The following is a 12848-nucleotide window of genomic DNA, read 5'->3' as shown; positions in this document are numbered from 1 at the left end:
CAAGAAATAAATCACTAACTACATTAAAAAGAAATATAAACCCTAATAAATGCAAACCTTACTGTCATAGACAAATATATCTACAACCTCATACACATGAAAAACAAATCAAGACTGTGTTGTTGTTTTTATATAACTTAATTCCATATCTAGTTATATGCTTTGACTTTTATAGGTTGAAAAATAAATTACAATAAATTATAGGTGCTAAGATATCAAACATTAAATATCTATTTCAATAGTTGAGTGTTTCACAAACAAAATAAAAACGCCCCCCATCTTGCGATGGAGGGCGTTTTATTTTCCGGCTATTGGGCCAGAGTGGCCCAATGGTCAGCTATTACAGGGATTCAGCGGTCGCAACCACGTTTTCCACGGTAAAGCCGAATTCCTTGAACAGCAGCTCGGCCGGTGCGGACTCACCGAAGGTGGTCATACCGATGATCTTGCCGCCAAAACCGACGTACTTGTACCAGTAGTCAGCGATGCCGGCTTCGATGGCCACACGCTTGGTGACGGAGGACGGCAGGACGGACTCTTTGTACTCGGCAGACTGGGCATCGAACACGTCGGTAGACGGCAGAGAGACCACGCGCACGGCACGGCCCTTGGCAGTCAGCTGCTCATAGGCGGCAACGGCCAGTTCCACTTCGGAACCGGTGGCGATCAGGATCAGCTCCGGTGTACCGGCGCAATCTTTCAGCACGTAGCCACCCTTGGCGGTATCAGCCAGCTGCTGGGCAGTACGGTCCATCTGGGCCAGGTTCTGACGAGAGAAGATCAGAGAGGTCGGGCCGTCGGTACGCTCGATGGCGTGTTTCCAGGCGATGGCGGATTCAACCTGGTCACACGGACGCCAGGTGCTCATGTTCGGAGTCAGACGCAGGGAGGCGATCTGCTCAACCGGCTGGTGAGTCGGGCCATCTTCACCCAGACCGATGGAGTCGTGGGTGTAAACGAAGATAGCGCGCTGCTTCATCAGGGCGGCCATGCGCAGGGCGTTGCGAGCGTACTCCATGAACATCAGGAAAGTAGCGCCGTAGGGGATGAAACCACCGTGCAGGGCGATACCGTTCATGATGGCGGACATGCCGAACTCGCGTACACCGTAGTGGATGTAGTTGCCGGAGGCATCGTCGTTGGTCAGGGACTTGGAGCCGGACCACATGGTCAGGTTGGACGGAGCCAGGTCGGCAGAGCCACCCATGAACTCCGGCAGCAGCTTGCCGAACGCTTCCAGAGAGTTCTGGGACGCTTTACGGGTCGCAATCTTGGCCGGGTTGGCTTGCAGGGTTTCGATGATCTTGGCGGATTCAGCAGCCCAGTTGGCCGGCAGTTCGCCAGCGGTACGGCGCTTGAATTCGGCAGCCAGAGTCGGGTGAGCGGCTTCATAGGCAGCGAACTTGGCAGCCCAGTCGGCTTCCAGTGCAGCACCCTTCTCCTGAGCGTTCCACTCGGCAACGATATCGGCCGGGATAACGAACGGCGCGTGGTCCCACTTCAGGAAGGCGCGAGCCGCGGCGATCTCGTCGTTGCCCAGCGGTGAGCCGTGGCAGTCGTGAGAGCCGGATTTGTTCGGGGAGCCGTAACCGATGATGGTGCGGCAGCAGATCAGGGTCGGCTTGCCGGTCTCGGCCTTGGCGGCTTCGATGGCGGCATTGATGGCTTCCGGGCTGTGACCGTCAACAGCCGGAATTACGTGCCAGCCGTAAGCTTCGAAACGCTTGACGGTGTCGTCGGTGAACCAGCCTTCTACGTGACCGTCGATGGAGATACCGTTGTCATCCCAGAACGCGATCAGTTTGCCCAGTTGCAGGGTACCTGCCAGAGAGCAAGCCTCGTGGGAGATACCTTCCATCAGGCAGCCGTCGCCCATAAAGGCGTAGGTGTAGTGGTCAACGATGTCGTGGCCCGGCTGGTTGAACTGCTCAGCCATGGCTTTCTCGGCGATCGCCATACCAACGGCGTTGGTGATGCCCTGACCCAGCGGGCCAGTGGTGGTTTCAACGCCCGGTGCATAGCCGTACTCCGGGTGACCCGGGGTGCGAGAGTGCAGTTGGCGGAAGTTTTTCAGATCGTCGATGGAGAGGTCATAACCGGAGAGGTGCAGCAGGGAGTACAGCAGCATGGAGCCGTGGCCGTTGGAGAGAATGAAACGGTCGCGGTCGGCCCACTTGGGGTTGTTCGGGTTATGTCTGAGGTGGCTACGCCACAGCACTTCGGCGATATCCGCCATTCCCATGGGGGCGCCCGGGTGACCGGAGTTGGCTTTTTGAACGGCATCCATACTCAATGCACGAATGGCATTGGCAAGCTCTTTACGAGAAGGCATCTGAATCTCCTGCGATTGCTTCATTTGATGGCCAAGATTAAGGCGCGTTATTGTCCCAGCAGGGCGCGCGGCGTGCAAATATTATCTGGATGAATAAAGTTGCTTTGGGAGGACAATCGCTTTTCTTGCCCTCTATTGACCAAAGCAACCAGAGAAAAACGTTTGATTTCCATCCCTTTTGGGATAGGAGAGCACCGCTTGTGACCCATTGGGCACTGCGCGACAAAATAGTGCTGGCAATCACGGGGGGCGCTAATTAAAATAGACGTCCAGATGTAGATACCTCTACACCATCCTATTCATCCGGTTATTGCTGTGGCGATAACCCAGACAAGCTGAGACTCTTATCATGGCAAAGCTGTTTACTTCCGAGTCGGTCTCCGAAGGCCATCCCGACAAGATTGCGGACCAGATCTCCGATGCGGTACTGGACGCCATCCTCAAGCAAGATACCAAGGCCCGTGTCGCCTGCGAGACCCTGGTCAAGACCGGTATGGTCATGGTGGCCGGCGAAGTAACCACCTCTGCCTGGGTTGATATCGAAGAGATCGTGCGTGATACCGTACGTGAAATCGGCTACACCCACTCCGACATGGGCTTCGATGCAGACTCCTGCGCCGTGCTGAACGCCATCGGCAAACAGTCTCCGGACATCAACCAGGGTGTTGACCGCAGCGATCCGCTGGAGCAGGGCGCTGGCGACCAGGGCCTGATGTTCGGCTACGCCACCAACGAAACCGACGTGCTGATGCCGGCCCCCATCACCTACTCTCACCTGCTGGTGAAACGTCAGGCTGAAGTGCGCAAGAACGGCACCCTGCCGTGGCTGCGTCCGGATGCCAAGAGCCAGCTGACCTTCGCCTACGACGACGCAGGCAAGATCATCGGTGTGGATGCCGTGGTGCTGTCTACCCAGCACGCCGAATCCATCAGCCACAAGGATCTGGTTGAGGCGGTACGCGAAGAGATCATCAAGCCGGTGCTGCCGGCCGAGTGGGTCAACAAAGACACCAAATACTTCATCAACCCGACCGGCCGTTTCGTTATCGGCGGCCCGATGGGTGACTGCGGTCTGACCGGTCGCAAAATCATCGTCGACACCTACGGCGGCATGGCCCGTCACGGTGGTGGCGCCTTCTCCGGTAAGGATCCGTCCAAGGTTGACCGTTCTGCTGCCTACGCCGCCCGCTACGTTGCCAAAAACATCGTTGCCGCCGGTCTGGCCGATCGCTGTGAAATCCAGATCTCCTACGCCATCGGCGTGGCCGAGCCGACCTCCATCAGCGTCGAGACCTTCGGTACTGCCAAGGTCGCCGAGGAGCTGCTGGTCAAGCTGGTACGCGAGCACTTTGAACTGCGCCCGTATGGTCTGATCGAAATGCTGGATCTGAAGCGCCCGATCTACCAGGCTACCGCTGCCTACGGTCACTTCGGTCGCGACGAGTTCCCGTGGGAGCAGACCGACAAGGCCGAACTGCTGCGTTCCGCCGCTGGCCTGTAAGGCTCGCTGTTGTGATAAAAGGGGAGCCTGGCTCCCCTTTTGCTTATCCGCTATCTGACGAGATGTTGATGTCTGCCACTCCTTCCCAGCTTGTCGCCCTGCTGCAACAACGCGTAGAAGCCTGCTTTGTGCAGGCCGAGGCGCGCCTTGGCCGCACCTTCCCACGCCCGCGGATCTACTGCAATATGCGGGGCCGGGCGGCAGGATCGGCGCGGCTGCAAACCTGGGAGCTGCGCTTCAACCCTGCCCTCTATCAGGCCAACCAGCAGGCGTTTCTGGATGAGGTGGTGCCCCACGAGGTGGCCCATCTGCTGGTTCACGCCCTGTGGGGTGACGGCCGTGGCAAAAACCGGGTCTTACCTCACGGCAAGCAGTGGCAGTCGGTGATGCGGGAGGTGTTCGGCCTGGAGCCCAGAACCACCCACAGCTTCGATCTGGCGGTACTGGCCCAGCGCACCGTGCCCTATCGCTGTCACTGCCAGCAGCATCAGCTCTCTATTCGCCGCCACAACAAGGTGGTGCGCGGCGAGGCCCGCTATCACTGTCGTCGCTGCAAGCAGCCGCTGGAGCGGGAACGGCCGGAGCCAGAGCAGTAAGCCAGCTTGTGTCGCGCCCCTGTGGTAGGGTGCCCGCCATCGTTCGTCAATCACCCCGTTTGCAAGGAATCCCATGCGTTTTATCTCCTCCCTCGCCCTGACCCTGCTGGCCGGTTTACCGCTGCTCAGCGCCCCCCTGCACGCCCAGACCTTTCGCGAAGCCAAGCAGGATCTGGTGAAGCTCTATCGCAGCCAGCCTGCGGTCACCACCTTCTACTGCGGCTGTGACATCGACTATCAGGGCAAGAAAATGAGCCCGGATCTCGCCAGCTGCGGCTATGAGCCGCGCAAGCAGGCCAAGCGCGCCGCCCGCATCGAGTGGGAACACGTGGTCCCCGCCTGGGAGTTCGGCCACCAGCTGCAATGCTGGCAGGATGGCGGTCGCAAGAACTGCGAAAAAGCGAGCCCCGAGTTCAACAAGATGGAGGGGGACATGCACAACCTCTTCCCCGCCATTGGCGAGGTGAACGGCGATCGGGCCAACTACCGCTTCTCCGACTGGAACGGCAAGCCGGATCAGTACGGTCAGTGCCAGATGCTGGTGGATTTCAAGGATCGTCGGGTGCAACCGCCCAAGGGGCAGGTACGGGGCCAGATTGCCCGCGCCTACCTCTACATGAGCCAGCAGTATGGGCTGCGTCTGGCAGCGCAACAGCGTAAACTGTTTGAAGCTTGGGACAGGCAGTACCCGGCAGAGGGCTGGGAGTGCGAGCGCAATCGCCGCATCGGCAAGCTGCAGGGCAATACCAATCCCTTTATTGAAAAGCAGTGCCAATAACCCCATTTGATCAGGGAGGGGGATCGCCCCTCCTATCATGAAGCCCTTACCCACTGCCGCGTGAGCCTTGCTTGCCGCAGGATATGAAGGGTTTCCAAGCAAGAGACTGACAATCAGCCATGCGCATTCCACGTATCTATGAACCGGCCACCCTGCAAGTTGGCCAGACCATCGCCCTGTCGGAAGACGGCGCCAACCATATCGGCCGGGTACTGCGCATGCAGCCGGGCCAGCAGCTCGAGCTGTTCAATGGCGATGGCAATCAATACCCCGCCACCATCGCCAACGTCGGCAAGAAGTCGGTGGAAGTGACCATCGACAGCTGCGACGTCCAGTCAGTGGAGTCACCGCTGGCCATTCATCTGGGTCAGGTGATCAGCCGTGGCGACAAGATGGACTTCACCATCCAGAAATCGGTTGAGCTGGGCGTCACCTGCATCACCCCGCTCTTCTCCGAGCGCTGCGGCGTCAAGCTGCCGGCAGACCGCTTGGAGAAGAAGCGCGAGCAGTGGCAGAAGGTGGTGATCAGCGCCTGCGAACAGTGCGGCCGCAACGTGGTGCCAGAGGTGCGCATGCCGATGGAGCTGGACGCCTGGCTGGCAGAAGAGACCAAGGAGCTCAAGCTCAACCTGCACCCGCGCGCCGAGTACAGCATCAACACCCTGCCCGTTCCCGAGCACGGCGTGCGCCTGCTGATTGGCCCGGAAGGGGGCTTGTCGAGCGACGAGATCGCCCGTACCGTGCAGGAAGATTTCAAAGAGATGCTGCTGGGGCCGCGGGTGCTGCGCACCGAAACCGCCGCCCTGACCGCGATTACTGCACTGCAGTGCCGCTTTGGCGATCTCGCTTGAAACCAGTCCAATGTCTTACTGCGAGGTCGTGATCAAGGCTCATGCGCTGCTCGGAATCCTCACGTATATCTATACGCTCCGGTTCCTGCGCTGCTCTTTACCTTGCTGACGACCTCTCGCGACAGACTTTGAACAGGTTTTAAGAATCTCACTCGCAATCGAGCCACAAGAAGGATATTCGGATGACCATTAAACTCGGCATCGTGATGGACCCCATCTCGGCCATCAACATCAAGAAAGATTCCAGCTTTGCCATGCTCGAAGAGGCGCAAAAGCGCGGCTATGAGCTCTTCTATCTGGAGATGAAGGATCTCTACATGGAAGCTGGTCGCGCCTTTGGCACCATGCGCCCGCTCACCGTCAAATATGACTATGCCGACTGGTACACGCTGGGCGAGGTGGTGGATCAGCCCCTCTCCAACCTCGATGTGATCCTGATGCGCAAGGATCCGCCGTTCGACACCGAATTTATCTACGCCACCTACATGCTGGAGCGAGCCGAGGATGAGGGTTGCCTTATCGTCAACAAGCCACAGAGCCTGCGCGACGCCAACGAGAAGCTCTACACCGCCTGGTTTGCCGAGCACACCCCGACCACGCTGGTGACCCGCCGCGCCGACAAGCTGCGCGCCTTCCACGCTAAGCACAAAGACGTGATCTTGAAGCCCTTGGACGGCATGGGCGGCGCCTCCATCTTCCGCATGAAGGAAGATGACGCCAACGTCGGCGTGATTATCGAGACCCTGACCGCCCACGGCAGCCAGTACTGCATGGCGCAGACCTATCTGACCGCCATCAAGGATGGCGACAAGCGGGTACTGGTGGTGGACGGTGAACCGGTGCCTTACTGCCTCGCCCGTATTCCGGCGCAGGGCGAGACCCGTGGCAATCTGGCGGCCGGTGGCCGTGGTGAAGCGCGTCCCCTGAGCGAAGCCGACTGGGCCATCGCCCGCGCGGTGGGCCCGACGTTGAAAGAGAAAGGGCTTATCTTCGTCGGCCTCGACATCATCGGCGATCGGCTGACCGAGATTAACGTCACCAGCCCGACCTGCATTCGCGAGATCGAGGCCGCCTTCGATGTACACATCACCGGCATGCTGATGGATGCCATCGAGCATCGGCTGGGCAAATAATCGCCAGGCAGGCTAAGCCGGCCTGTTCAGGGGTAACCACCACTGACAAGCCCGGAAACAGAGAGGGTGGCCCGGCGCCACCCCCCCTGTTTCAAGACAATCCGGAAAGGGGCGGGATCTCGCCCAGCCCAAAAAGCGGTTTTTCCCATGGGGATCAACTGCCATAATTGACCTCAAATACCTTTGCACTATTTGGCCTCTATGCAAACACTGCAAAATCACTTCCTGCTTGCCATGCCAAGCCTGACGGATCCCTACTTCGAGCGCTCGCTGGTCTATCTGTGCGAGCACAACGAAGAGGGCGCCATGGGACTGGTCGTCAACATTCCGGTCGAGATGTCGCTGGAAACCATGCTGACCCAGCTCCAGCTCAATCCGCCCAACAACCCGGAGCTCAAGCAGCCGGTGCTGCAAGGGGGGCCGGTTCACGCCGATCGCGGCTTCGTGCTGCACAGCTTCCGCCCCGGTTTCAACTCCACCCTGCAGGTGGGGGATGAGATGATGGTGACCACCTCCAAGGATATTCTGGAAACCCTGGGTACGAGCGAAGCCCCTGCCCATTGGCTGGTGGCCCTTGGCTATGCCGGCTGGAGCGCCGGGCAGCTGGAGCAGGAGCTGGTGGACGGCGCCTGGCTGGTGATCCCTCCCAATCCGGCTCTGGTGTTCAAGACCCCCATTCACAAACGTTGGCAGCAAGCTGCCGCCAGCATAGGGGTGAACCCGGTTCACCTCTCCAGCGATATCGGCCACAGCTGATCGGCTGGCCCGCTCCGCTCTCTATTTCGAGGATTTATCAGTTATGTCATCACGCAGCATCATGGGCTTTGACTATGGCACCAAGAGCATTGGCGTCGCCATCGGTCAGGAGCTGACTGGCACAGCCCAGCCTCTGCGCGCTCTCAAGGCCAACGACGGCATCCCCAACTGGGACGAGATTGAGAAGCTGCTCAAGGAGTGGCAACCGGACCTGCTGGTGGTCGGCCTGCCGCTGAACATGGATGGTTCCGATCAGGAGATCACGGTACGGGCCCGCAAATTCGGCAACCGGCTGCATGGCCGTTTCGGCAAGCCTGTGGAGTTCAAGGATGAGCGACTCACCACCACAGATGCCCGCGCCCGGCTGTTTGAGCGAGGCGGCTATCGCGCGCTGGAGAAAGGCAGTGTGGACGGGGTATCGGCGCAGCTGATCGTCGAAGCCTGGATGGAAGAGCAGTACAACTAAACCATCAACAGCAAGGCAAGGGTCGCCGCCCTTGCCTTGTCTCGCACTATCCTCCCCTCATTACGCCTGTGATTGACCCGCGACCAGCCCTTCGGCCTCTGTCGGCGTCGCATTCATCATCCGGTTGAGCCAGGGCACCATCAGCGCCATCACTACCGCAATCAGCAGGGTCGCCATCCCGATCTTGCCAAATACGCCGGTGTAAATGGGCAAAGTTTGCAGCGGATCCGTCATCCCTTGCGGCACGGCGGTAAAGGTCGCCACATAGCCTCCCAGCAGGGACGCCATCGCCTGAGTCAGGAACCACATTCCGAGAATGAAGCCCATCAGCCGTTGCGGCACCAGCGCGGCGACCATCGCCAGCCCCAGCGCACTGATCATCAGCTCACCCAAACTCTGGAACAGATAGATAAGCACCATAAACCAGGGGGAGGTAAGCCCCTGCTCATCGGCAAACCACCAGCCGGATGCTGCCGCCGTCAGAAAGCCCAGCGAGCAGAAGAACATCCCGAGGGTGAACTTGAGCGGCATGGTGAGATCCCGCCCCTTGCTGCCCATCCGGGTATAGATCATCGCGAGTACCGGGCTACCCACCACCACCCAGAAGGGGTTGAGCGCCTGGAAGCTGACCGGGTTGACGCTCATGCCCAGCATCTCGTGGTGCATGTTGTTGATGGCAAAGAAGTTCAGAGACGTCGGCATCTGGGCGTACAGCACGTAGAAGAGCACCGCCTCCAGCATCAGCACGAAGGCCACATACATCTTGTTGCGACCCACGGTGTCGAGCCTGAATGCCTCGCGGAAGAAGAAGATCACCACGGCGATGGTCACCGTCATCAACACCATGTTGGCGATCACCACGTGGTGCATCAGCCAGGCGCAAAAGAAGACCATGGCTACCGAGCCCAATATAACCAGCAGCAGCTTGCTGTAATTCAGTGGCAGGTGATCCGGCTCGGAGCCAATATCCTTGACCATATTGCGGCAGGCAAAGAAGGTAAGCAGCGCAATAATCAGCCCCACCCCGCACAGGTTATAGGTCACGGTGTAGCCGTAGTGATCGGCAATCACCGGTGCCAGCGAGAGGGAAATAAGCGAGCCGATATTGATCGACATATAGAACAGGGTAAACGCCCCATCCAGCCGCGGATCTTTTGGCTGGTAGCATTTTGACAGCAGGCTGGCCGGATTGGCCTTGAACAGACAGTTACCGACTGCAATGGTGCCCAGCGCATAGAAAATCAGGTCGGGATTGTAGATCGACAGACCGGTCATAAAATAACCGACCACTAATACGATAGCCCCGAGCACCATGGTGCGCTTGGTGCCGAGAACATGGTCACCGACATAGCCACCGACCGAGATCAGGCCATATACCAGCGCCGAGAAGGCACCGAAGGTAATAAAGGATTGCTCTTGGGAAAATCCCAGTTGCTGCACAAAGAAAACCGCCAATATCCCCTGCACGCCGTAATAACCGAAGCGCTCCCAGAGTTCGACGAAAAATATCATAAAGAAGGGTTTGGGTTGTTGTAACAACCCGGTCGGTGCTGTTGCTGGACGCATAGTAACCTGCCTTTGCTGAGATTTATTTTTATGAATCTGGTGGTGGCTGCCGCACTATTTTTGCCCGCCATTGCTATAACGGAGAGCACAGTCAGCCTGCCAATCTGGCTATTTTCGGGTGCACGGGTCCCGTTCGATGAAAGGTGTTTTTCATCTAGCCGGTTTCAATTAGGGGTTATCGGGGGATGGTGAGTGGCGTCTCCCAGTACAGTTACCGGCTCCGGGTACTACCTTTGCTGCATCCCTTCACTCAAGCCGGTTTATCAACCTTGATGCTTATTCCCCTCTGCTCCGTCACTCATGGCTGGTGCCGGGGCATGACACGGCCACAGACGACCTGTGGGGCTGGCTCACGCCGCGCTCTACTGGCAGTCACCTACGCAGGCGCTATCTAACCCCGTCATTTCAAGGGGAGTCATGCTATATCACTGCAAATACAGGAACTTAATGGTCGATCACACTTTAAAAGTGACCATTAGTGAAGTTTTCTAATGAAACCACATGAATTTTTTTCGTGAAAAGAGCTTCACTCGAGACGTGCAACCAAGGCCAATCTGTGCATAAAGAGAGTTGAATGGCACACAGTTGAACCCGAACTCGGCACTTAAGTCGTGCCAAAGCCTACTCATCCGGGCGATACGACAACAAAAAGCCGGAGCAGATGGCTCCGGCTGAACGATGGGCACCGTCACGGCCACATTAGCGTGGCGATTCGCCGTTGTAGAGTCGCCGGATCTCGTTGCGCAGCCACATCACCTTGGCATCCTGATTGTGCCGCTTGTGCCACAGCAGGATGAAGGCGATCTCCAGCTGGGCATAGAGCTTTTCGGGGAGCGGCAGCGGCATGGCGATCAGATTGCCGTGATGCCGACTGGCATAACCACCGCAGTAGGAAGGGGCCACCGCAATCAGCTCGTGGCTCGACTGGGAGGCAATATGCAGCGCCTGCTCGAAGCTGGAGACCATGATGGGCACCTCCCGCTTCAGCCCCTCGTCCTCCAGCAGACTGTCGAGGGCCCAGGTATCGTTCGCTTCCCACACCATGCTGATCTGGGGGCAGGCCAGAAAGTTCTCCAGCGACCACTTCTGCTGGAGCAAGGGATGATCCTTGCGCAGGAACACCACCGGGCGATCGGTGAACAGCACCTCGTGATCGATGTAATAAGGCAAGCGGTTGACCTTGGCCAGAGAGCGGCCATGGGTCTCGCGGGCGCAGAAGCCGAGATCTGCATCGCCATTGACGATGTCGTTGAGGGAGTGGTGATCCCACCCCAGCATCCTGACCACCGAGTTGGGGTACTTCTGGTAGATGGTCATGGGCAAATCGCTCAGGAAGCTGATGTAGAAGGGGGACTCCATCACCAGGGTGAAGCGGGCTCCGTCGGGGATCGCCTCGCTATTGAGCGAGGTGATGCTGTCGGTGAGCTGGAACCAGACCTTCAGCTCCTCCTCCAGGGTCAGGGAGAGGTTGGTGGGCTGCAACCCCTGCCGCACCCGCACAAACAGGGGATCGTCAAACCACTCCCGCAATTTGGCCAGAGACTTGCTCACCGCCGACGGAGTGACACAGAGCTTTTTCGCCGCCCCTGCCACACTGCGCTCCTGCATCAGGTACTTGAACACCACCAGCAGGTTCAAATCGAGTTCACCCAGATTGCGCATATCCCCTCTCATCTTCCATCAGCCCTGCGACCGCGCTTCACGAAGCGCGAGCCATGGTAACAGCCCTTTGACAGCCAGGTAACTGAGCAGTGCCAGCAGCAGGGCGCAGATCAGCATCTCGGTCGGGGCAAAGCCAAGTTGGCCCAGCAGCCAGATATAGAGGCCGGAGAGGCTGATCTGCATGATGCAGAGCACGGCGCTGGCGAACGCCACATTGTGTTGACAACCATCGAGCGCCTCCCCCATCGCCACCCCGAAGCCGCAGGAGAACCCGACACAGACCAGCGCAAACCCCGGCAGCAACAGATGGATATCGCCCCCCGTCTGCCAGCTGCCGAGCAGTGAGCACGCTGCCAGCAGATAGGAGAGATGAGACACCGCCAGCACCTTCTGTTTGCCCAAACGGCGCAACAGCAGGGGCGTCAGGAAAGAAGTAGACATACTCACGCCGGCCATCACCATCATCACGATGGAGTACTGCTCGGTGGTGAAGCCAAACTCCTTCATCAGGATCAGCGGCGAGACGCTGACATAGACCAGAATGGCGGTCACGCTGGCACTGGTCAGCAGGGATAGCAGCATAAAGCGCGGCGAGCGCAGCAGGGCAAAGGGCAGCGCCGCGCCACTCTCCGGTTGCCGAGCCGGGCGGGTCTCCTTGAGCAGAAGCAGGTTGACCAGACCGCTGACGGCCGCCACCAGCGCCATCGCCACGAAGATCCCGCGCCAATCAAAATGGGACAGGATGAGGTAACCGAGCACCGGCGCCAGCACCGGGATCACGCAGATGACCCCGTTGATCATCGAGAGCGCCATCGCCAGCCGCTCCTGACTCAGCACATCCCGCAGCACGGTAAAGGTCATGATATAGAGCGCCCCGGCCCCGACTCCCTGCCAGAAACGACCGAGGTAGAACTGGGTGATCCCTTCGGCATGACCCGCTACCAGCGAGGCAAGGACAAAAATCAGCGCGCCCCCCAGCACCACCCAGCGCCGCCCGCAGCGATCGGCAATCATCCCCCCCAGTAGCACGGTCGCCGCCATGCCAAACAGATAGATAGAGAAGGCGGTGTGGATCTGCGCCTCGCTCGCCTGCAGGGTATCGGCAATCTGGGGCACGGCGACCAGATAGAGATCGATCCCGACCGGATAGAGGATGATCATCAGAAAAGTGCACAATAGGAATACAGGCATGAACGCTCCATAACAG

General features: G+C 58.7%; 11 protein-coding genes. 7 read left to right on the top strand and 4 right to left on the bottom strand.

The features are described from left to right. Positions 1 to 340 precede the first annotated feature (340 nt). On the bottom strand, positions 341 to 2332 hold the full coding sequence (gene tkt / locus ACTG2B_RS05235) for a transketolase (protein ID WP_439995299.1): 1992 nt from the start codon (positions 2330 to 2332) through the stop codon (positions 341 to 343). Between the two features lie 349 nt (positions 2333 to 2681). Between tkt and metK the strand changes: the two genes are divergently transcribed. The 7 genes from metK (at position 2682) to ruvX (ending at position 8413) form a co-directional block, all read left to right on the top strand. Continuing rightward, complete coding sequence (gene metK / locus ACTG2B_RS05230; protein ID WP_005338519.1) at positions 2682 to 3833, top strand: methionine adenosyltransferase; 1152 nt, start codon at positions 2682 to 2684, stop codon at positions 3831 to 3833. 68 nt (positions 3834 to 3901) lie between these two features. Next, positions 3902 to 4429, top strand: coding sequence for a SprT family zinc-dependent metalloprotease (locus ACTG2B_RS05225; protein ID WP_439995298.1), 528 nt, complete (start codon positions 3902 to 3904; stop codon positions 4427 to 4429). Positions 4430 to 4502: 73 nt separating this feature from the next. Next, on the top strand, positions 4503 to 5207 hold the full coding sequence (locus tag ACTG2B_RS05220) for an endonuclease (RefSeq protein WP_100654324.1): 705 nt from the start codon (positions 4503 to 4505) through the stop codon (positions 5205 to 5207). A 119-nt stretch (positions 5208 to 5326) separates the two neighbouring features. Next, positions 5327 to 6058: a 16S rRNA (uracil(1498)-N(3))-methyltransferase gene (rsmE, locus tag ACTG2B_RS05215; protein WP_064337084.1), complete on the top strand. Its 732-nt coding sequence runs from the start codon at positions 5327 to 5329 to the stop codon at positions 6056 to 6058. Between the two features lie 182 nt (positions 6059 to 6240). Then, a complete protein-coding gene (gene gshB, locus ACTG2B_RS05210; RefSeq protein ID WP_421346314.1) occupies positions 6241 to 7191 on the top strand; it encodes a glutathione synthase in 951 nt (316 codons plus the stop codon). A 201-nt stretch (positions 7192 to 7392) separates the two neighbouring features. Then, entirely contained in the window at positions 7393 to 7947 is a 555-nt protein-coding gene (locus ACTG2B_RS05205; RefSeq protein WP_005349793.1) for a YqgE/AlgH family protein, read from the top strand. Between the two features lie 43 nt (positions 7948 to 7990). Continuing rightward, entirely contained in the window at positions 7991 to 8413 is a 423-nt protein-coding gene (gene ruvX, locus ACTG2B_RS05200; protein WP_335853681.1) for a Holliday junction resolvase RuvX, read from the top strand. A 60-nt stretch (positions 8414 to 8473) separates the two neighbouring features. Here ruvX and dtpB read toward each other — a convergent pair whose 3' ends face one another. From dtpB to ACTG2B_RS05185, 3 genes are all read right to left on the bottom strand, one after another. Next, positions 8474 to 9979, bottom strand: coding sequence for a dipeptide/tripeptide permease DtpB (gene dtpB, locus ACTG2B_RS05195; RefSeq protein ID WP_439995297.1), 1506 nt, complete (start codon positions 9977 to 9979; stop codon positions 8474 to 8476). A 699-nt stretch (positions 9980 to 10678) separates the two neighbouring features. Further along, on the bottom strand, positions 10679 to 11641 hold the full coding sequence (gene yidZ, locus ACTG2B_RS05190; RefSeq protein WP_439995296.1) for an HTH-type transcriptional regulator YidZ: 963 nt from the start codon (positions 11639 to 11641) through the stop codon (positions 10679 to 10681). Between the two features lie 18 nt (positions 11642 to 11659). Further along, a complete protein-coding gene (locus ACTG2B_RS05185; RefSeq protein ID WP_439995295.1) occupies positions 11660 to 12832 on the bottom strand; it encodes an MFS transporter in 1173 nt (390 codons plus the stop codon). Between the last annotated feature and the right edge of the window lie 16 nt (positions 12833 to 12848).

Source organism: Aeromonas sp. 30P (assembly GCF_051919805.1).
GTDB lineage: Bacteria > Pseudomonadota > Gammaproteobacteria > Enterobacterales > Aeromonadaceae > Aeromonas > Aeromonas veronii.
The sequence above is the reverse complement of the archived record's forward strand: the minus strand, read 5'-3'. Positions and strand labels throughout refer to the sequence as shown.